This window comes from Rossellomorea sp. ABR4_004, from assembly GCF_056159585.1.
In genome coordinates this window covers 1,425,375-1,446,007 of sequence record NZ_JBSWVM010000001.1, presented here as the reverse complement: position 1 = coordinate 1,446,007, position 20,633 = coordinate 1,425,375, and the positions used below count along the sequence as shown (strand labels likewise).

The following is a 20,633-nucleotide window of genomic DNA, read 5'->3' as shown; positions in this document are numbered from 1 at the left end:
CAGGAGTGAGACAATGAAACCTTTGCCACTGAAAGAATTGATCGGTGTGATGAACGGAGAGCTCGTATACGGAGATGAAAATTTCGTCGTGAAGGATGCAATGGTTTCACACTTACACAGAATAAAAGAGAAACATACGTTAATTTTTTTGAAGAAACGCAAAGCCTTTCACATTGATAAGGTGAAAAGATATTCGCCTTATGTCGTCGTAACCGATAAAAGCGATGAAGAACTGAAGGATATAGAAGCTGCCGGTATGATAAGGGTCCAAAATGCAGATGACGCCTTCTGGGCTTTTACCCGGTATTACCGGCAATCATTTGAACTGCCGATCGTCGCGGTGACAGGTACTTGTGGAAAAACCACTACCAAAGAAATGCTCTCCCACCTTTTATCCCCCACACACTCCATTCAATCCACCGTCAGAAGTAGGAATGCCACCAGGAAATCCTTCCAATATCTCATGGGGATCGATGAAAATACAGATGCTGCCGTGTTTGAAACAGGTCTGAATGGTCCGGGAAATCTCCACTATCATTGCAAGGTATTTCAGCCCACGATCGGGATCATTACGACGATCGGTGTCGACCATTTGGATAAGTGCAAGACGTTAGACGGATATATTAAAGCAAAATCCGAGATCGTATCAGGTGTCAGGAAGGGTGGCACTCTGATCTTAAACAGCGAGGATGAAAACACAAAAAAAATATCTCTCACAGATTTTACCGGCGATATCATTTATTGTGGAACAAGTGAAAGTGCTGATTATAGGGCAAGTGACATTGTTTACAAAAAGAACGGAATGTCCTTTACGTTGCATCATATGGAGAAGACTTATAGAACGTATTTACCGGGTTTTGGTGAGCATCAAATTTACAATGCGCTGTTTGCTCTTGCAGCAGCCCATAAAATCGGGCTGAACCTTTCGAAGGCTGTTATACGATTGAGGGCTTTTGAAAATCTGGAACGTCATCTCCAGGTTGAAAAGGGCATCAATGCCTCTACAATCATCGATGACACGTGGAGTTCAAATCCAACATCAGTCGCAGCAGCCATTCAAGTATTGGAAACTCTGGGAAATAATAAAACAAACGCTTTATTATTAGGTGATATTGCCTATTTAGGAAGTCATGTAAGGAAAATTTATCATGATTTAGGAAAATTAATTGCATCTACACAAATCGATATCTTAATTGCAGTCGGAGAAAATACAAAGCATTTAGCAGATCAGGCAAAAAAATATGGGTTTAACGGAAAAGTGTTCACAACAGCTTCTATAGCTCTTGTAAAGGAGTATGTCGAAAACCTGTTAGATGAAAAAACCATTCTTTTGGTTAAGGGTTCTATGATGGATACAGAATTAATAGGGCTTGCAAAGTCTCTTAAAATGAAAGAATAAACTGGTGGGAATAAAGACCTATCCGCTTACCCCTGCATGTATGACAAAGCATCCTTGGCAATTATTACATCCATTTTTGGGTGAAAATCAATGTTATACTTTCTGTGGTTAATTATTAGAAAATTTCACTTTATTCACAGGAGGTTAGAAACATGAAGAAATTTATGACAACAGCGGTTTGCACAGTTGCTTTGACGTTCAGCTCTGTGTCTATTCCGCTTGTGCAGCAAGCAGATGCAGCAACAGCTCCCCAACAAGCTGAGGTAGAGCAGAAAGCTGATAATATCATATCGACTGCAAAGAGTTTAATAGGTAAAGCGACATACGAAAGGTATGTTTATAATCCGCCACACCAATTTGGCTGCAGTGGATTCATATACTATGCCTTCAAACAGAACGGTATCGACCTTGCAACAAGGGATACAAACGTACAGGCTCAATTAGGTGAGTATGTACCAAAGGATCAGCTTCAAAAGGGAGACATTGTTTTCTTTGACTCTAATCCGAATGATAATGATCCTGTGACTCATAATGGAATTTATATAGGCGATAACAAGATCATTCATATGGCAGACGAAGAGAATGATATTCTTATCTCAGACTTGGACGGGAAAGAATATTATCAGAAAAACTATAAAACAGCACGCCGTGTACTTCCTTCCTTTATGTTTGATCAAGCGGCTTCATCTACTGGAGAAAAGGTAGTTGAAATTGCGGAAGGTTTAATTGGAAAAGCATCTTACGGTACGCCTTATAATGAAGAAACCTTGACCTTCAATGGTGCAGGAATGACTTATTATTCGTTTAAGCAAGTAGGAATCGATCTAAAATCAAAAACAGCCAGTGAACAATCAAAACTTGGTGAACCGGTTAAACGTCAAGACCTTCAAAAAGGTGACCTTGTGTTCCTTTCTAATAATTCAAGTAACGGAAAGATTGTTCATGTAGGTGTTTATGCAGGGAATGATCAAATCGTCCACGCTGCAGGGTCCCAATCAGGAATCAAGAAGAGCGTTATTCTTAACGGCTACTACGACGAACATTATGTTACAGCGCGCCGGGTGATTGATGTGAAAGCGACTGATACAGAAGATCAATCTGAAACGACAGAACCTGAAGCACCTTCAGTGGAATCTCAACCGGATGGACAGACACCTACTGCCCCTCAGGAAAAACCTGAAACAGAAACGGATGTTCAACCTGAGGAAAAACCAGAGAACACGGAAGACAAGCCTGCGCCTGCTCAAGATAAAGGCACAGAAGTAGCAAGCATGGCAGAAGATTTAATGGGGAAGGCTCAGTATGGATATTCTTATGATGAAAGTACAATGAGTTTCAACAGTGCGGGACTTGCTTATTATGTATTTAAACAGAGCGGAATCGATCTTCAGGATAAAACCGCAGCAGGTCAAGCGACTAAAGGCCAAAGCGTCAGCAAATCCCAATTGGAGAAAGGCGACTTAGTGTTCTTCTCGAATTCTTCAAGTAATGGGAAAATTGTTAACACCGCGATCTACGTAGGCAACAATGAAGTAATCATGTCTGCCGGCAAGAGCGTGGGGGTAGTGAAGCGAAACCTGGATAGAAGCTGGTATCAAGAAAATTACGTAACTGCCCGCAGAATCATTCAATAGCAAAAGCTTAGAAAAGAAAGGTTTATGTTCGTTTCCAAAGTCTAGATCTAAAATGACCGGAGTCCTTTAAAGGATTTCGGTCATTTTTTGTATGAATTAATAGGGAAAATATGTATAATCACCGGTGATCTATGATACTATTAAAAGTAATAATTTTACAGGAGGACAATCCATTGAGGGGTCTTGGCGGTATTTTACTTAAATTCTTCTTATCTATAGTGGGCATTATTTTTATAGGCGGACTGCCCGTTCTCCTTTCCGGTATAGGCCATCGTGAATTAAGGTTGCAGGCGTATTGGCAATCCATTAAAGAAATCGTGTTTGCCCTGGTTCACCCGGGGGATTTAACATATGTCATTATCGGTGGCCAAAAGGAACGCGACTTGTTTCCTTATTTATGGGAGCCGATCACCTATTCGTTACTCGTGTTGTTTTCTGCCTTTCTTCTGGCCAGCTTCTTAAGTATTCTCCTTACGATCCTCACCATGTTGTTTTCCCAAAAAAACCGGAATCGAATCAAGTTTATGTTTTATTTATTCGAATCTGTTCCGGATGTACTGGTTATCCTGAGTGCTCAATTACTTGTTCTCTTTCTCTATAAACAAACGGGGATACTGTTTTTTGAAATTGCTTCAGTTGATATGGAACGGGCCTTTCTTCTGCCGGTTCTGGTATTGGCGATTCTGCCCACAGTTCAGCTGTTCAGGATATCTATTCTTTCATTTGAGACTGAAGAAAGAAAAGACTATGTCACATTGGCACAATCCATTGGACTCGGGAAACTGGTGATCGTAACCTTTCATATTTTAAGGAATGCGGTTATCTCCGTGTTCTTTCAATCCAAAAAGACCATCTGGTTTATGCTATCTAATTTATTTGTGCTGGAGCTGCTATTCAATATAGCCGGGATAACCCGCTTTTTAAAGTCGACGCTGCAGCCGAAGATGTTTACCATTGCGGTTCTTTCCATTTTCATTCCTTTGTTTGTCTTCTACACAGTGGGAGAAATCGTTCTCTCTAAAAAAGCGAATAAGGGGGAGGAAATATAATATGAAGAAAAGTGTGTGGAAAAATCCATTATTTCTTATCGGATTCACGTTTATAGCTCTCATGCTCGTGTCCAGTTTTATCTATTCGCTGGTGTGGGGGAATGAAGTAAGAAGATTGTATTTCATTAGTATTGATGGTGTTGTCGAGGAATCCTCCCCGATTTCACCGAAATGGCTATTTCCATTTGGAACTGATCCCCAGGGGCTTGATATGCTCGGTAAGATCATCATCGGGGCCAAGTACACGATATTAACCGCATTAGTGATTGCCATTTTACGTGTATTATTAGCGCTTCCGATCGGATTCATTCTCGGGACCTTCCTGGTGAAGTATAAGAAATACATCAATGGCTGGATCGATTCCTTCCATTACATCCCCTTAACGATTCTTGCCTATTTTTTGTTGGAACCGATTCTTTGGGAACCGTTTGGCGGGTTTCCTAATTCAATCGTTGAACGATTCATCATTGAAATATTGATTTTGACCTTCCTTATTGTGCCCATTTTGTCATCTTTGTTTGGCAATGAAGTCTCTATGCTCTACAAACAGGAATTCATCATGAGTGCGAAAACACTTGGAGCGGGAAAATGGCGAATCATTATCAAACATATTTTACCCGGAATGAAAGAAAAGCTTGTAATCGTATTTGGACAGCAATTCATGCAGACCCTGATCATCTTTATTCATTTAGGGTTACTGACCCTGTTCCTTGGGGGAACCGATGTGGACTATCAAATGATCAAAGACCCTCCGAGATCCATTACCTACGAATGGTCAGGGCTGATCGGGGACTCCTTCAGGTACCTTCAAGGAGCACCGTGGGTTCCACTGACTCCGATTCTTTTCTTTTCTGCCACAATGCTATCTATTTCATTGATGATAGAGGGATATGTCCAGACAACGAGCGGCCAATCATATTATAAAGAGAAATTCAAAGCGGCTTATCGTCCTTTTAAGGAAAGAAAAAATCCACCGGTGCAGGCAGACTTTGAAAAAGTGAAAATGTAGAGGGGATTTCGCATAATACTAGTGGAAGAAAATAAAAGAACTTGGTAAAAATTTCAGTGTATCTCTAGGTTTGTAAAAGAGAATTATGGGGAATAAGTTTACACTGTGTAAACAATATAGAAACACTATTAACATTTCTAGTATATATATCCACAAGATTGGGAATGTATGGGTCGTTCACGAATCGTTCAAAATGAACAAAGCCTTGACAGTTCAAGCTTTCCCGGTTAGTTTGTTACGGAATGTCGAATTTTAATGAAATATTTTTGTTACGAATCTCAACAAAATGTTATACACATGAAATTATTTTTTGTTATAATACTCGTTGTTGATTCAAATGAATTTACATTTGCTAAACAAATTCTTAATAAACTTTCAGTCCTACATGATTCAATAAATACTAATTAAAAAGGTGATGAAGCATGAACTTCTTAAAAAGACAGTTTGATGATATGCGTACTGGGAAGTTATCGTTCTTCTTTACAGTCGTTATACTATTTTGGATTAAGACTTATGCCGTATATTTAGCTGAATTTAACCTGGGAATACAAAATGCGCTTCAGCATTTTCTTTTATTTTTTAACCCATTAAGTTCTGCCCTCTTATTCTTTGCCTTCGCATTATTCTGGAAAGGCAAAGGAAGATATATTGCGTTTATCGTTATTAATTTGTTAATGTCCTTCGTTCTATACGCGAACGTCGTGTACTACCGATTCTTTAATGACTTTATTACAGTACCTGTTATTTTACAGGCGAAAACGAATAACGGTCTTGGTGGCAGTGCGCTTGAATTGATCAGTCCGCTCGATATTTTATATTTCTTAGATCTATTCATCATCATTGGATTGATGGTTCTCAAGAAAGTGAAGCCACAGGAGAAATTGCGTTTCCGTTCAGTATTTGCGGTCATGACATCTGCAGTCCTTGTGTTCTTATTGAACTTAGGATTAGCAAACATTGATCGTCCTGAATTATTGACTCGCAGTTTTGACCGTAACTATTTGGTGAAGTATCTTGGTACTCACAACTTTACGATTTATGATATTGTTCAAAACTCTAAAACGTCTGCTAAGCGTGCGATGGCCGACAGTAATGAAGTGTCAGAAGTTGAAAATTACGTAAAAGCAAATAAAGTAGAACCAAATCCTGAATACTTTGGTAAAGCAAAAGGGAAAAACGTTATCTACATCTCCATGGAGTCCCTGCAAACATTTATGATCGGCAGAGAGTTAAATGGAGAGGAAGTTACACCATTCTTGAACTCTCTTGTGGATAGTAAAGAAGCGATGTACTTTGATAACTTCTTCCATCAAACAGGTCAGGGGAAAACATCAGATTCTGAGTTTATTATTGAAAACTCATTATTCCCTCTTCCTCAAGGTGCTGTATTCATGACTCATGCTAACAACACGTATCAATCAGCTCCTTCTATTCTAAAAGGAAAAGGATATACGTCAGCGGTATTCCATGGTAACTACAAAACATTCTGGAACCGTTCTGAGATGTACCGTTCAATGGGGTACGACAAATTTTTCGATGCAACGTATTATGATATGAGTAATCCAGAAGAACAGCTTCCTTATGGATTAAAGGATAAGCCGTTCTTTGAAGATTCAATTCCGATGCTGGAAAGCTTAAAACAACCGTTCTACACGAAATTCATTACGTTATCCAATCACTTCCCGTTTGACCGTCATGAGGAAGATGCTAATTTCCCTCAGGGTGAAACAGGTAACGGTGTAGTGGATCGATATTTCCAAACATCTCATTACATGGATCAGGTATTGAAAGACTTTGTGAATGATTTAAAAGAAAAAGGTCTATATGAAGATACGATGATCGTTCTTTATGGTGATCACTATGGAATTTCTGATAACCATAATAAGGCGATGTCCGAGGTATTAGGTAAAGAAGTGGGTAACTATGAAAGTGCTCAGCTGCAACGGGTACCATTGTTCATTCTTAACTCTGGAGCAGAAGGTGGAGTTAATCATACGTATGGTGGACAGATTGATCTTCGACCTACACTTATGCACCTTCTCGGAGAAGAGACAAAAGATTATCTAAGCTTCGGTCAGGACCTGCTTTCTGAAGAGCGCAAGCAAATCGTACCTTTCCGTAATGGTGATGTCATTACAGATAAGTACTCTGAAATTAAAGGAGTCTGCTACGATAACGAAACAGGTCAACCTGTAGAAGAAGGAAACAATGCATGTGAAGAAGCAAGTAAGGAAGCGAACAAACGTTTAGAGCTTTCCGATAAGGTGGTTTATGAAGATTTACTTCGTTTCTATAAACCCCAAGGGTATAAACCGATAGATCGTTCAGATTATCAGTATAATAATCCTAATCCAAAGAGCTCAGAAAATCCTGAAGCTTCACAAGAAGAAAATCACGAATAAAATAGGTATCTTTAAGCAAGCTCCATCCACCGGTTTTGGTGAGATGGAGCTTGTTTTTTTGTTGGTTGGGTTGATCGGTTTGTGAAGGGGGCGGGTTCAACCGTCGAATGAACCGATAGGGTTTGACAGGCAAATATCGGCATGGATTTGACAGACGAATAATGGCTCGAATGTAACAGTTGAATATTGAAAGAAATTCAACAGGAGAATCAATCAAGAAACGGATGATCGTTTTTGATTGATTTATGATAGAAGATGATTACTTTTGATTAAAAATGATTGATTTTTGTAACCGTTCTCATTATAATGAGAGTAATAAGAAACGGAGAAAGTAGGAGAATGCTATGTTAACGGAGGAACGACATCGAATCATCTTAGACTTATTGAAGGAGAAAGATGCGATAAAAATCCAAGAGATTGTGGATGTGACGAACGCTTCTGAGTCAACGATCCGCCGGGACTTAACACAGCTCGAGCAAGAGAAGTTTCTGAAACGTATTCATGGTGGGGCTGCTAGGCTTCAAGGTAAATTGCAGGAATTGAGCGTTTCTGAAAAATCATCCAAAAGCTTTCATGAAAAGCAGTCCATCGGTCAATATGCTGCTTCTTTGGTGGAAGAAGGCGATTGCATCTTTTTGGATGCAGGCACGACGACCTTGAGTCTCATCGACCATCTTCCGGAAATGGATATAGTGGTTGTAACGAATGGATTAACCCATGTGGACACACTCATTCAAAAAGGATTTAAAACGTATATGATCGGCGGATACGTAAAGCCGGTGACCAGAGCGATGGTCGGAAGTGGAGCGGTTGAATCCTTGCGCCAGTATCGATTTGATAAAGCATTTATGGGGGCGAACGGGGTTCATGCTCAATATGGATTCACGACTCCGGATCCCGAGGAAGCTCAAGTAAAGCGCATGGCCATTGAATTATCAAGAGAAGCCATGTTCTTAACGGATGACTCCAAATTTGGAGAAATTGCATTTAGCAAAATTGTGGATCTCGATAAAGCCATGATTATAACGAACGCATTGGACGGGGAACATGACACGGCAATGATGAAACAAACTACGATAAAGGTTGTGGCACCATGATATATACCTTAACACTGAACCCTTCTGTTGATTACATTATGGAACTTGACTCCTTTCAAAAAGGTGATTTAAACCGAAGTGAGAAAGAAAGTGCATTTCCCGGAGGCAAAGGGATCAATGTCTCCCGTGTTTTACATGTACTGAATGTAGAAAGTGTTGCTCTTGGATTCGCAGGAGGTTTTACCGGTGAGTACATTAAACAATTTTTAAATAATGAAAAGATAAAAACTGAATTTGTCGAAGTAGAAGAAGCTTCACGGATTAACGTGAAGGTTAAATCTGATGATGAAACGGAAATCAACGGTAGTGGACCATCGATTCGTGAAGCACATATACAGCAGTTACTCCAGCAAATATCATCATTAACAGAAGAAGACATGATCGTTCTGGCGGGTAGTATACCCGGATCGGTGCCTAAAACTTTTTACCAGGAGATTGCTAAGCAATGTAAGGAACAAGGAACGAAAGTGATTATCGATGCGGAGAAGAACTTGATTCAGCCAGTTCTTTCCTTGAATCCCTTCTTGATCAAACCGAATCATCATGAGCTGGGGGAGATGTTTGGTGTGAAGATTGAATCAGTTGATGACGCGGTTCACTACGGAAAGAAGTTGAAGGGTTACGGAGTCGAAAACGTGATGGTTTCAATGGCGGAAAAAGGTGCCCTCTTACTGACCGGTAAAGAAGTATTGTATTCTTCCGTACCACGTGGGGAGTTGCAAAGCTCGGTTGGAGCAGGAGATTCGACCGTTGCCGGATTCCTTGCGGGACTAACAAGGGGCTGGAACATTGAGGATGCATTCCGCTTAGGGACCTCGGCTGGATCTGCTACGGCTTATTCAATCGGTCTTTGCTCATCAGAAAAAGTGGAAAGCTTATTTGAAGAAATTCAGATTACGAAAAAATAGGGGGGAACAAATATGAGAATTACGGAATTATTGACGATAGATACGATTCAGCTAAATATATCTTCAGCATCCAAAACGGGCGTTATCGATGAATTGGTCTCCGTATTAGATAAAAGTGGGAAGCTGGAGGACCCTAAAGAATTTAAGCAAGCGATTCTTAATCGCGAAGCACAAAGTACAACAGGTATCGGGGAAGGTATCGCCATTCCTCACGCGAAAACATCGGCAGTCAAAACACCCGCGATTGCATTTGGCAAATCAGAACAAGGAGTAGACTATGAATCTCTGGATAGTGCTCCTGCTCATTTGTTCTTTATGATTGCAGCAACTGAAGGGGCCAATCAAACACATTTAGAAGCGTTAAGTCGTCTTTCTTCTATGCTGATGGACTCCGAGGTCCGAAAAGCGTTAGTGAATGCTTCATCAAAAGAAGAAGTTTTAGAAATTATTAATGCTCATGATCAAGAGGACGAGGAAGAGAGTCCTGCTGAAACTTCTACAAGCGAAGGAAAGGTCCTGGCTGTAACGGCATGTCCTACAGGGATTGCACATACGTATATGGCAGCAGATGCGTTGAAAGCCAAAGCGAAAGAAATTGGTGTGAAACTAAAAGTAGAGACGAACGGATCTGGTGGAGCAAAGAACGTCCTAACTTCTGAAGAAATTGAAAACGCTGTAGCTATAATTGTAGCTGCAGATACGAAAGTGGAAATGAATCGTTTTAAAGGAAAGCCTGTGATTGAAGTTCCTGTGGCAGAAGCGATTAGACGTCCGGGAGAATTATTGAATCAGGCTATGAAACAAGATGCGCCTCTATATAAAGGTAGAGAGCAATCTGGCGAGACTGGGGCTGGTCCTGAGAAAAAACAAAAGTCAGGCTTTTACAAGCATCTGATGAATGGTGTTTCTAACATGCTTCCATTCGTTGTAGGGGGAGGGATCCTGATTGCGATCTCGTTCTTATTCGGCATTCAGTCAGCGAATCCTGATTCTCCTGAGTATAATGAATTTGCAGCCATGCTAATGAAAATCGGCGGAGATAATGCCTTCTACTTAATGGTGCCTGTCTTAGCGGGATTCATTGCCATGAGTATAGCTGACCGACCAGGATTTGCCCCTGGTATGATTGGCGGGTTGATTGCTGCAACGGGTCAAAGCGGGTTCTTAGGTGGAATTATTGCCGGCTTCTTAGCAGGTTATGTAGTTCTCGGAATCAAGCGTTTAACAAACAATTTCCCTCCTTCATTGGAAGGGATCAAACCGGTATTGATCTATCCGTTGCTGGGAATTTTCATTACTGGATTCATCATGCTCCAGTTCCTTGTGGAGCCACTGAGTGCAGTCAATACGGGTATTCAAAACTGGTTGGATGGATTAGGAACAGGGAACCTGATTCTACTCGGACTGGTTCTAGGCGGAATGATGGCAGTCGATATGGGAGGTCCGATCAATAAAGCGGCCTTTACATTCGGGATCGCCATGATTGAAGGAGGGAACCTTGCTCCCCATGCAGCCATCATGGCGGGTGGAATGGTACCGCCACTGGGGCTTGCACTGGCAACGACACTATTCAAGAAAAAGTTCAATGATAATGAGCGAAAAGCGGGTATCGCTGCTTATTTTATGGGAGCATCCTTTATTACAGAAGGAGCGATCCCATTTGCTGCAGCCGATCCGTTCCGGGTCATCCCTTCTATTGTGACAGGTTCTGCGGTTGCAGGAGCATTAGCGATGTTCTTCGGAATTGGTTTACCTGCCCCCCACGGTGGATTATTCGTATTCCCGGTAGTAGAAGGGAATCCGTTCTTATATCTGTTAGCAGTACTGATTGGCTCTGTTATTACAGCCGTGATGGTTGGGTTATTAAAGAAGCCCATTAAATGATTCATGAAAGAACCAGGTGAACTCCACCTGGTTTTTTTGATTTTTGCGTTTTAAAAGGTTCGTTCCAGGTAAAAAGTATAGGTAGATGATGGAGGGGGAAAGGCTATGGAGATGATAGATTATCTGGAGATTCCAGATGAGTTTTACACTGCTCTAATTCGTATTATGTTAATCGTTCTATTGAGCGGCTTAATTGGTATAGAGAGGGAATTTAAAAATCACCCGGCTGGTTTACGCACTCATATTCTTGTAGGTGTCGGCTCCTGTTTATTGATGCTTGTTTCCCTATATGGATTCGAACCGTTTTTAGACGAACACCCTCAATTAGTTGGTTTTGATCCAAGCCGGATTCCTTCCTATGTTATTTCGGGAATCGGCTTTCTTGGTGCGGGAACGATTATGGTCCATGGAGGCGTGACGGTTAGAGGTTTAACCACTGCCGCCAGTATTTGGGTTGTTGCAGGCTTAGGGTTGGTAGTCGGCATTGGGATGTATTATTTAGCCATCTTTACAACACTAATAATCGTCGTGACGTTATTTTTTTTGAACAACCTGGAAAGCTTTTATAAGGAAAAAGTGAAGCATAAGAAGCTCCTGCTCCTTAGTCTGATCGTGCAAAAGGGAAAGGGGAATATCACGTCTATAAATGACGCACTTCATGATCATGGAATCGAGATCACTCAATACCAAATTGAAGAAGGAGATGAAATGGAGGCGGTGGATGCCTTTAAATATTCCCTTCTTATATTAACACCAAGCGCCCTTCAGTTTAATGAAGTACTGGAAGTTGTCCAAGAGTTAGAATGTGTGAAAAAGTTCCAGCTTCACAAAAAATAAAGGAACGAGGGTGTTCATGCATCCTCATTCCTTAATGTTTATAAGCTTTCAATTTCCACATCTTTTATTCCTTCTATTTCTGAAATCGTATAGTATATGTCTACCGTCTTTTTTCTGAAATCCACAATGATTTTCAATTCTAAAAGGTGCTGCTGATTCTTTAAGTCTTTGATCCGGATATTTTCAATAGAAATTTCTTCTGCTTTAATTCGTTCAATAATCGATTTGATCTCTTTTTTCTCCAAGATGATGGCACGCAGGGACAGCTCTTTTTCCCGTAATCGTTTCGGTCCTAAATACGTAATGATAATCGGCACCACTTCAACGGAGACAATCAAGAGGATCACACCAGCCGTAGCTTCCATATAGAAGCCTGCTCCAACAGCAATTCCGATTCCTGCCGCTCCCCAGATCATAGCTGCTGTCGTTAACCCTGAGATACTATCATTTCCTCTTCGTAAAATCACTCCTGCCCCTAAGAAACCAATCCCTGAAACAATCTGAGCTGCCAGTCGCAAAGGGTCCATCGTGATATTTACTTTATCCGATCCCTCCGAAATATAAGCAGACTCAATGGAGACAATCGTTAATAAACAGCTCACGATACATATAACGAGAGACGTCTTTAACCCTACAGGCTTTCGCTTTAATTCTCTCTCAAGCCCTATGATTAACCCTAATACCGCAGAAACTCCCAGTTTTATCATGAATGTCGTATCTAATAGTTCCATCAAGCCCCCTCCAGTTCTACGTGTATACCTGAAAATTCATGTAGTAATTTAACCCTGCTGACTATAAAATAGGAGCAACGAATACATATCAGGAGGTTTGTCATGTCAGACACAAAGGTCAATCCGTATCTATTACTCGCAATCGGAGTCATCTCCGTATCAACCTCTGCCATCCTGGTAAAAGTATCGAGTGCACCAGCAGGTGTTTTGGCCTTTTACCGGTTGTTTTTCACCGTTCTATTAATGTCCCCTGTATTTTTCTTAAAGTATGTGAAGGAACTGAAAGTTATTACTCTAAGAGATTGGATGTTTTCAATTTTAGCCGGGGTCTTTCTTGCCTTTCACTTCATACTCTGGTTTGAATCCTTGAATTATACTTCGGTTGCCAGTTCTACGGTACTCGTCACATTGCAGCCATTATTCGCTTTTATCGGTGCTTACTTGTTCTTTCAGGAGAAATTAACAGGAAGAGCCATCATCTCGGCGGTTTTAGCTGTTAGTGGTAGTATCATCATAAGCTGGGGAGATTTTAAAATAAGCGGAAGCGCGCTATGGGGAGATATTTTAGCCTTGGTGGCGTGCGCACTTGTAACAGGGTACCTGTTATTCGGGCAGACAATAAGAAAACGGCTATCCCTCATTACCTACACGTATTTGGTCTATGCGATCAGCTCAGTCGTTTTATTTTTATATGTCATGATGCGTTCAGAAAGCCTTGGGCCATATCCGAAAGAGGATTGGGTCTACTTTCTGTTACTTGCCATTATCCCGACACTATTAGGTCATTCATTATTCAACTGGTCCTTGAAGTGGCTAAGCACCTCAACCATCTCTATGGCCATACTTTTTGAACCAATCGGCGCTTCGATTCTTGCATATTGGCTCTTAGCTGAAAAAGTGATGATGACTCAAGTGGTTGGAGGTCTTGTCATAATCATAGGCGTTACCTTCTTCTTAATAGAAGAAAGGAAATTAAAAAAGATGGTCCAAAAAGTCAACGAGGTGAAAAAGAATGAAGAACTTCCGCTTTAGAAAGGCAAACCTTAAAGACTCACCCGGGTTAGCATACGTACACGTCCATAGCTGGAGAACGACATACAAAGGAATCGTTTCAGAAAACTATCTACAGTCTTTATCAATAGAAGAAAGAGAACAAAAGTGGGTACAAATCCTTTCCGGATCTCATCATACGTATGTATGTGAATTGAATGATGGGAAAATCATCGGCTTTGTCTCATTTGGGAAAGAGCGTTCAGGGGAGTACGAAGGGGAATTGTATGCTATTTATCTTTTAGAAGAGTATCAAGGTAAAGGCATCGGGAAAGAGCTCTTAAAAATTGCCGCTACAGGACTTAAAGAACAAGGACACAACTCTATGTGGATCTGGGTGTTGAAAGAGAATCCATTCAAACATTTCTATTATGCTTTTAAACCTACACTCATTAAGGAAGAGGTATTAACCATTGGTAGTGAGTCGCACCAGGAAGAAGGGTTGCTGCTGGAACTGCAGTAAAAAGGAGTAAGGGAGTGACGGCTCCCTTACTCCTTTTTACATTATTCACTTAACCTCTTCAAGAAAATACGTATGTAAAACCAGAAAACACAAACGCCATGACGACAGAAAAGATGAAGGTCATTCCTCTTACAGGTGTAGTGCTTTCGCTTATCTTTAGAGCTTGTACATATGAATACGCAAACAGATACACAGCCATGATGAAAGATAGAGATAATGCGACATTAGAAAGCATGATAGTAGTCTCCTTTCAGGAATGCGTAGTAATAATGTATATGGAGATTTACTGTTAAACAGAACAAAAGAAGTGATGGATTAAGTTTTTATCGTTTTCCTTAAAAATATATTGCAATAACATTAACAGCATGTTATATTTATAAACGTCGCTGATGCAGCAAACAATATTTTGGAAAAAATAAATGTGAAAAGTTGTTGACGCGAGAATGGAAGATATGTTATATTAATAAAGTCGCTTCAGAGCGGAGCGGACAAGCCTTGAACCTTGAAAACTGAACAAAACAAGACAATACGTCAACGTTAATTCTAGATTTATTTTTAAAGAGCTTTTCAAACTTTTATCGGAGAGTTTGATCCTGGCTCAGGACGAACGCTGGCGGCGTGCCTAATACATGCAAGTCGAGCGGATTGATGGGAGCTTGCTCCCATCAGTCAGCGGCGGACGGGTGAGTAACACGTGGGTAACCTGCCTGTAAGACTGGGATAACTCCGGGAAACCGGGGCTAATACCGGATAACTCATTTCCTCGCATGAGGAAATGTTGAAAGGTGGCTTTTAGCTATCACTTACAGATGGACCCGCGGCGCATTAGCTAGTTGGTGAGGTAACGGCTCACCAAGGCGACGATGCGTAGCCGACCTGAGAGGGTGATCGGCCACACTGGGACTGAGACACGGCCCAGACTCCTACGGGAGGCAGCAGTAGGGAATCTTCCGCAATGGACGAAAGTCTGACGGAGCAACGCCGCGTGAGTGATGAAGGTTTTCGGATCGTAAAACTCTGTTGTTAGGGAAGAACAAGTACCGTTCGAATAGGGCGGTACCTTGACGGTACCTAACCAGAAAGCCACGGCTAACTACGTGCCAGCAGCCGCGGTAATACGTAGGTGGCAAGCGTTGTCCGGAATTATTGGGCGTAAAGCGCGCGCAGGTGGTTCCTTAAGTCTGATGTGAAAGCCCACGGCTCAACCGTGGAGGGTCATTGGAAACTGGGGGACTTGAGTGCAGAAGAGGAAAGTGGAATTCCAAGTGTAGCGGTGAAATGCGTAGATATTTGGAGGAACACCAGTGGCGAAGGCGACTTTCTGGTCTGTAACTGACACTGAGGCGCGAAAGCGTGGGGAGCAAACAGGATTAGATACCCTGGTAGTCCACGCCGTAAACGATGAGTGCTAAGTGTTAGGGGGTTTCCGCCCCTTAGTGCTGCAGCTAACGCATTAAGCACTCCGCCTGGGGAGTACGGTCGCAAGACTGAAACTCAAAGGAATTGACGGGGGCCCGCACAAGCGGTGGAGCATGTGGTTTAATTCGAAGCAACGCGAAGAACCTTACCAGGTCTTGACATCCTCTGACAACCCTAGAGATAGGGCTTTCCCCTTCGGGGGACAGAGTGACAGGTGGTGCATGGTTGTCGTCAGCTCGTGTCGTGAGATGTTGGGTTAAGTCCCGCAACGAGCGCAACCCTTGATCTTAGTTGCCAGCATTCAGTTGGGCACTCTAAGATGACTGCCGGTGACAAACCGGAGGAAGGTGGGGATGACGTCAAATCATCATGCCCCTTATGACCTGGGCTACACACGTGCTACAATGGACGGTACAAAGGGCAGCAAGACCGCGAGGTTTAGCCAATCCCATAAAACCGTTCTCAGTTCGGATTGTAGGCTGCAACTCGCCTACATGAAGCTGGAATCGCTAGTAATCGCGGATCAGCATGCCGCGGTGAATACGTTCCCGGGCCTTGTACACACCGCCCGTCACACCACGAGAGTTTGTAACACCCGAAGTCGGTGAGGTAACCTTTTGGAGCCAGCCGCCTAAGGTGGGACAGATGATTGGGGTGAAGTCGTAACAAGGTAGCCGTATCGGAAGGTGCGGCTGGATCACCTCCTTTCTAAGGAAGATTTAACTAAACGTTTGACACGTCGAAGTTTTGTTCAGTTTTGATGGTTTGATATCCATCAAAACTTTTTGTCTCTTACGAGATCAAAATGTGTTTGTTCTTTGAAAACTAGATAAAGATATAATTGATAGTCAAGAAATTACCGAGTATCGCCATTTTAGGTTTTAAACCTGATGTAACAACCAATTCGGTTAAGTTATGAAGGGCGCACGGTGGATGCCTTGGCACTAGGAGCCGACGAAGGACGGGACTAACACCGATATGCTTTGGGGAGCTGTAAGTGAGCTTTGATCCAGAGATTTCCGAATGGGGGAACCCATTGTTCGTAATGGAACAATATCCTTACTTGAATACATAGAGTATGGAAGGCAGACCCAGGGAACTGAAACATCTAAGTACCTGGAGGAAGAGAAAGCAATTGCGATTCCCTGAGTAGCGGCGAGCGAAACGGGATGTAGCCCAAACCAAGAGGCTTGCCTCTTGGGGTTGTAGGACACTCTATACGGAGTTACAAAGGAATGAAGTAGACGAAGAAGTCTGGAAAGGCTCGTCAAAGAAGGTAACAACCCTGTAGTTGAAACTTCATTCCCTCTTGAGTGGATCCTGAGTACGGCGGGACACGTGAAATCCCGTCGGAAGCTGGGAGGACCATCTCCCAAGGCTAAATACTCCCTAGTGACCGATAGTGAACCAGTACCGTGAGGGAAAGGTGAAAAGCACCCCGGAAGGGGAGTGAAATAGAACCTGAAACCGTGTGCCTACAAGTAGTCAGAGCCCGTTAACGGGTGATGGCGTGCCTTTTGTAGAATGAACCGGCGAGTTACGATCCCATGCAAGGTTAAGTCGATGAGACGGAGCCGCAGCGAAAGCGAGTCTGAATAGGGCGAATTGAGTATGTGGTCGTAGACCCGAAACCAGGTGATCTACCCATGTCCAGGATGAAGTTCAGGTAACACTGAATGGAGGTCCGAACCCACGCACGTTGAAAAGTGCGGGGATGAGGTGTGGGTAGCGGAGAAATTCCAATCGAACTTGGAGATAGCTGGTTCTCTCCGAAATAGCTTTAGGGCTAGCCTCATGTGTAAGAGTCTTGGAGGTAGAGCACTGTTTGGACTAGGGGCCCTCATCGGGTTACCGAATTCAGACAAACTCCGAATGCCAAAGACTTATCCATGGGAGTCAGACTGCGAGTGATAAGATCCGTAGTCGAAAGGGAAACAGCCCAGACCACCAGCTAAGGTCCCAAAGTATACGTTAAGTGGAAAAGGATGTGGAGTTGCTTAGACAACCAGGATGTTGGCTTAGAAGCAGCCACCATTTAAAGAGTGCGTAATAGCTCACTGGTCGAGTGACTCTGCGCCGAAAATGTACCGGGGCTAAACGTATCACCGAAGCTGTGGATTGACACCTCTAGGTGTCAGTGGTAGGAGAGCGTTCTAAGGACTGCGAAGCTAGACCGTAAGGACTGGTGGAGTGCTTAGAAGTGAGAATGCCGGTATGAGTAGCGAAAGATGGGTGAGAATCCCATCCACCGAATGCCTAAGGTTTCCTGAGGAAGGCTCGTCCGCTCAGGGTTAGTCGGGACCTAAGTCGAGGCCGATAGGCGTAGACGATGGACAACAGGTTGATATTCCTGTACCACCTCTTTTCCGTTTGAGCAATGGGGGGACGCAGGAGGATAGGGTAAGCGCACTGCTGGATATGTGCGTCTAAGCAGTTAGGCTGATGATGAGGCAAATCCCATCATCGCATAAGGCTGAGCTGTGATAGCGAGCGAATTATAGTAGCGAAGTTCCTGATTCCACACTGCCAAGAAAAGCCTCTAGCGAGGAAAAAGGTGCCCGTACCGCAAACCGACACAGGTAGGCGAGGAGAGAATCCTAAGGTGAGCGAGAGAACTCTCGTTAAGGAACTCGGCAAAATGACCCCGTAACTTCGGGAGAAGGGGTGCTCTGGTAGGGTGCAAGCCCGAGAGAGCCGCAGTGAATAGGCCCAGGCGACTGTTTAGCAAAAACACAGGTCTCTGCGAAGCCGTAAGGCGAAGTATAGGGGCTGACGCCTGCCCGGTGCTGGAAGGTTAAGAGGAGTGCTTAGCGCAAGCGAAGGTGCGAATCGAAGCCCCAGTAAACGGCGGCCGTAACTATAACGGTCCTAAGGTAGCGAAATTCCTTGTCGGGTAAGTTCCGACCCGCACGAAAGGCGTAACGATCTGGGCACTGTCTCAACGAGAGACTCGGTGAAATTATAGTACCTGTGAAGATGCAGGTTACCCGCGACAGGACGGAAAGACCCCGTGGAGCTTTACTGTAGCCTGATATTGAATTTTGGTACAGCTTGTACAGGATAGGTAGGAGCCTTGGAAGCCGGAGCGCCAGCTTCGGTGGAGGCATCGGTGGGATACTACCCTGGCTGTATTGAAATTCTAACCCGCGCCCCTTATCGGGGTGGGAGACAGTGTCAGGTGGGCAGTTTGACTGGGGCGGTCGCCTCCTAAAGAGTAACGGAGGCGCCCAAAGGTTCCCTCAGAATGGTTGGAAATCATTCGCAGAGTGTAAAGGCACAAGGGAGCTTGACTGCGAGACCTACAAGTCGAGCAGGGACGAAAGTCGGGCTTAGTGATCCGGTGGTTCCGCATGGAAGGGCCATCGCTCAACGGATAAAAGCTACCCCGGGGATAACAGGCTTATCTCCCCCAAGAGTCCACATCGACGGGGAGGTTTGGCACCTCGATGTCGGCTCATCGCATCCTGGGGCTGTAGTCGGTCCCAAGGGTTGGGCTGTTCGCCCATTAAAGCGGTACGCGAGCTGGGTTCAGAACGTCGTGAGACAGTTCGGTCCCTATCCGTCGTGGGCGCAGGAAATTTGAGAGGAGCTGTCCTTAGTACGAGAGGACCGGGATGGACGCACCGCTGGTGTACCAGTTGTCTTGCCAAAGGCATCGCTGGGTAGCTATGTGCGGAAGGGATAAGTGCTGAAAGCATCTAAGCATGAAGCCCCCCTCGAGATGAGATTTCCCATCACGTATGTGAGTAAGATCCCTAGAAGATGACTAGGTAGATAGGTCAGAGATGGAAGCATGGCGACATGTGGAGTTGACTGATACTAATCGATCGAGGACTTAACCACACTATAAAGCGGAGGCGGCTTGAACAGAGACGACAAGCATTTCTGGGCAATCAGAAGAGGGTGCCTTTTACCCTCAGCTGATTGAACTGAAATGACCTCGAGTCTCTAGCCGCCGGAGCTGGAATGGTATCTGCTTGAAGAAGTAGGTGCAACAATTGGTCGATATTCGGCTTTCTTGACATCAATTCTTTATCTAGTTTTCAGGGAATAAATTTTATACGAAAATATAAAAAAGCCTTGAAAAATTATATCTACACGATATAATAATACTTGTCCTTAAAAAAGAGACAAGAAATAGTCTGGTGACAATGGCGAAGAGGTCACACCCGTTCCCATGCCGAACACGGAAGTTAAGCTCTTCAGCGCCGATGGTAGTTGGGGGATCTCCCCCTGTGAGAGTAGGACGTCGCCAGGCTTTATATTTTGGAGGATTAGCTCAGCTGGGAGAGCATCTGCCTTACAAGCAGAGGGTCGGCGGTTCGATCCCGTCATCCTCCACCAAGTTTTTTTACGAAAGTAAAATAAACTTCATTTTATTTTTGCGTCAACAAAATATCTCTCCTTAAATTTTCTTATATGAAAACCAATCATACATGCCGGTGTAGCTCAACTGGTAGAGCAACTGACTTGTAATCAGTAGGTTGGGGGTTCAAGTCCTCTTGCCGGCACCATTTTGGTCTTAATATCATCTTTATTAAGATGAGCCATTAGCTCAGTTGGTAGAGCATCTGACTTTTAATCAGAGGGTCGAAGGTTCGAGTCCTTCATGGCTCACCAAAGATTTTTGCACAGCAAAATATCTTACCATTTATATCATGCGGGTGTGGCGGAATTGGCAGACGCACCAGACTTAGGATCTGGCGCCGCAAGGCGTGGGGGTTCAAGTCCCTTCACCCGCACCATTCATT

At 43.4% G+C, this 20,633-nt stretch carries 13 protein-coding genes, 4 tRNA genes and 3 rRNA genes; 18 read left to right on the top strand and 2 right to left on the bottom strand.

What is annotated here, in order from left to right:
• The first annotated feature begins 13 nt into the window (after positions 1-13).
• From ACXAF2_RS07640 to ACXAF2_RS07600, 9 genes are all read left to right on the top strand, one after another.
• Positions 14-1,399, top strand: a complete 1,386-nt coding sequence (locus ACXAF2_RS07640; RefSeq protein ID WP_475138028.1) for a Mur ligase family protein — start codon at positions 14-16, stop codon at positions 1,397-1,399.
• A gap of 152 nt (positions 1,400-1,551) precedes the next feature.
• Complete coding sequence (locus tag ACXAF2_RS07635; protein ID WP_475138027.1) at positions 1,552-3,033, top strand: C40 family peptidase; 1,482 nt, start codon at positions 1,552-1,554, stop codon at positions 3,031-3,033.
• Positions 3,034-3,206: 173 nt separating this feature from the next.
• Positions 3,207-4,082 carry an ABC transporter permease subunit gene (locus tag ACXAF2_RS07630; protein ID WP_475138026.1) on the top strand — a complete coding sequence of 292 codons (876 nt, stop codon included), beginning with the start codon at positions 3,207-3,209 and terminating at the stop codon, positions 4,080-4,082.
• Position 4,083: 1 nt separating this feature from the next.
• Entirely contained in the window at positions 4,084-5,091 is a 1,008-nt protein-coding gene (locus ACXAF2_RS07625) for an ABC transporter permease (protein WP_475138025.1), read from the top strand.
• A gap of 422 nt (positions 5,092-5,513) precedes the next feature.
• Positions 5,514-7,493, top strand: a complete 1,980-nt coding sequence (gene ltaS, locus ACXAF2_RS07620; RefSeq protein WP_475138024.1) for a lipoteichoic acid synthase — start codon at positions 5,514-5,516, stop codon at positions 7,491-7,493.
• Between the two features lie 344 nt (positions 7,494-7,837).
• A complete protein-coding gene (locus ACXAF2_RS07615) occupies positions 7,838-8,590 on the top strand; it encodes a DeoR/GlpR family DNA-binding transcription regulator (RefSeq protein ID WP_475138023.1) in 753 nt (250 codons plus the stop codon).
• A complete protein-coding gene (gene pfkB / locus ACXAF2_RS07610; RefSeq protein WP_475138022.1) occupies positions 8,587-9,498 on the top strand; it encodes a 1-phosphofructokinase in 912 nt (303 codons plus the stop codon). The genes ACXAF2_RS07615 and pfkB overlap by 4 nt, the downstream gene beginning before the upstream one ends.
• 12 nt (positions 9,499-9,510) lie before the next feature.
• Entirely contained in the window at positions 9,511-11,382 is a 1,872-nt protein-coding gene (locus ACXAF2_RS07605; protein ID WP_475138021.1) for a PTS fructose transporter subunit IIABC, read from the top strand.
• 111 nt (positions 11,383-11,493) lie between these two features.
• Positions 11,494-12,219, top strand: a complete 726-nt coding sequence (locus tag ACXAF2_RS07600; RefSeq protein ID WP_475139142.1) for an MgtC/SapB family protein — start codon at positions 11,494-11,496, stop codon at positions 12,217-12,219.
• A 38-nt stretch (positions 12,220-12,257) separates the two neighbouring features.
• On the opposite strand, the gene ACXAF2_RS07595 is transcribed toward ACXAF2_RS07600, so the two are convergent.
• Positions 12,258-12,950 (bottom strand): MgtC/SapB family protein, encoded by a 693-nt coding sequence (locus ACXAF2_RS07595; protein ID WP_148995191.1) that lies wholly within the window; start codon positions 12,948-12,950, stop codon positions 12,258-12,260.
• A gap of 102 nt (positions 12,951-13,052) precedes the next feature.
• Here ACXAF2_RS07595 and ACXAF2_RS07590 point away from each other — a divergent pair, with 102 nt between their 5' ends.
• Together ACXAF2_RS07590 and ACXAF2_RS07585 are read left to right on the top strand one after the other, a co-directional pair.
• Entirely contained in the window at positions 13,053-13,982 is a 930-nt protein-coding gene (locus ACXAF2_RS07590) for a DMT family transporter (protein ID WP_148995190.1), read from the top strand.
• Positions 13,963-14,463, top strand: coding sequence for an N-acetyltransferase family protein (locus ACXAF2_RS07585; RefSeq protein WP_475138020.1), 501 nt, complete (start codon positions 13,963-13,965; stop codon positions 14,461-14,463). Before ACXAF2_RS07590 ends, ACXAF2_RS07585 begins: the two co-directional genes overlap by 20 nt.
• Positions 14,464-14,521: 58 nt before the next feature.
• Here the strand turns inward: ACXAF2_RS07585 and ACXAF2_RS07580 are convergent, their stop codons facing one another.
• Entirely contained in the window at positions 14,522-14,698 is a 177-nt protein-coding gene (locus tag ACXAF2_RS07580; RefSeq protein ID WP_187443431.1) for a hypothetical protein, read from the bottom strand.
• Between the two features lie 340 nt (positions 14,699-15,038).
• Here ACXAF2_RS07580 and ACXAF2_RS07575 point away from each other — a divergent pair.
• From ACXAF2_RS07575 to ACXAF2_RS07545, 7 genes are all read left to right on the top strand, one after another.
• Positions 15,039-16,590 (top strand): 16S ribosomal RNA (locus ACXAF2_RS07575).
• 198 nt (positions 16,591-16,788) lie between these two features.
• A 23S ribosomal RNA gene (locus ACXAF2_RS07570) occupies positions 16,789-19,725 on the top strand.
• Positions 19,726-20,023: 298 nt separating this feature from the next.
• Positions 20,024-20,140 (top strand): 5S ribosomal RNA (rrf, locus tag ACXAF2_RS07565).
• The 16S, 23S and 5S rRNA genes sit together here with 4 tRNA genes alongside, the layout of an rRNA operon.
• A 10-nt stretch (positions 20,141-20,150) precedes the next feature.
• Positions 20,151-20,226: transfer RNA gene (locus ACXAF2_RS07560), tRNA-Val, on the top strand.
• A 94-nt stretch (positions 20,227-20,320) separates the two neighbouring features.
• Positions 20,321-20,396, top strand: a tRNA-Thr gene (locus ACXAF2_RS07555).
• A gap of 30 nt (positions 20,397-20,426) precedes the next feature.
• A tRNA-Lys gene (locus ACXAF2_RS07550) sits at positions 20,427-20,502 on the top strand.
• A gap of 40 nt (positions 20,503-20,542) precedes the next feature.
• Positions 20,543-20,627: transfer RNA gene (locus ACXAF2_RS07545), tRNA-Leu, on the top strand.
• The last annotated feature ends 6 nt before the right edge of the window (positions 20,628-20,633 follow it).

What these genes read in the sequence shown, in the direction of transcription:
- ACXAF2_RS07640 (WP_475138028.1), top strand. Translation starts at nt 14, where the DNA reads ATGAAACCTTTGCCACTGAAAGAATTGATCGGTGTGATGAACGGAGAG.
- ACXAF2_RS07635 (WP_475138027.1), top strand. Translation starts at nt 1,552, where the DNA reads ATGAAGAAATTTATGACAACAGCGGTTTGCACAGTTGCTTTGACGTTC.
- ACXAF2_RS07625 (WP_475138025.1), top strand. Translation starts at nt 4,084, where the DNA reads ATGAAGAAAAGTGTGTGGAAAAATCCATTATTTCTTATCGGATTCACG.
- ltaS (WP_475138024.1), top strand. Translation starts at nt 5,514, where the DNA reads ATGAACTTCTTAAAAAGACAGTTTGATGATATGCGTACTGGGAAGTTA.
- ACXAF2_RS07615 (WP_475138023.1), top strand. Translation starts at nt 7,838, where the DNA reads ATGTTAACGGAGGAACGACATCGAATCATCTTAGACTTATTGAAGGAG.
- pfkB (WP_475138022.1), top strand. Translation starts at nt 8,587, where the DNA reads ATGATATATACCTTAACACTGAACCCTTCTGTTGATTACATTATGGAA.
- ACXAF2_RS07605 (WP_475138021.1), top strand. Translation starts at nt 9,511, where the DNA reads ATGAGAATTACGGAATTATTGACGATAGATACGATTCAGCTAAATATA.
- ACXAF2_RS07600 (WP_475139142.1), top strand. Translation starts at nt 11,494, where the DNA reads ATGATAGATTATCTGGAGATTCCAGATGAGTTTTACACTGCTCTAATT.
- ACXAF2_RS07595 (WP_148995191.1), bottom strand. Translation starts at nt 12,950, where the DNA reads ATGGAACTATTAGATACGACATTCATGATAAAACTGGGAGTTTCTGCG.
- ACXAF2_RS07590 (WP_148995190.1), top strand. Translation starts at nt 13,053, where the DNA reads ATGTCAGACACAAAGGTCAATCCGTATCTATTACTCGCAATCGGAGTC.
- ACXAF2_RS07585 (WP_475138020.1), top strand. Translation starts at nt 13,963, where the DNA reads ATGAAGAACTTCCGCTTTAGAAAGGCAAACCTTAAAGACTCACCCGGG.
- ACXAF2_RS07580 (WP_187443431.1), bottom strand. Translation starts at nt 14,698, where the DNA reads ATGCTTTCTAATGTCGCATTATCTCTATCTTTCATCATGGCTGTGTAT.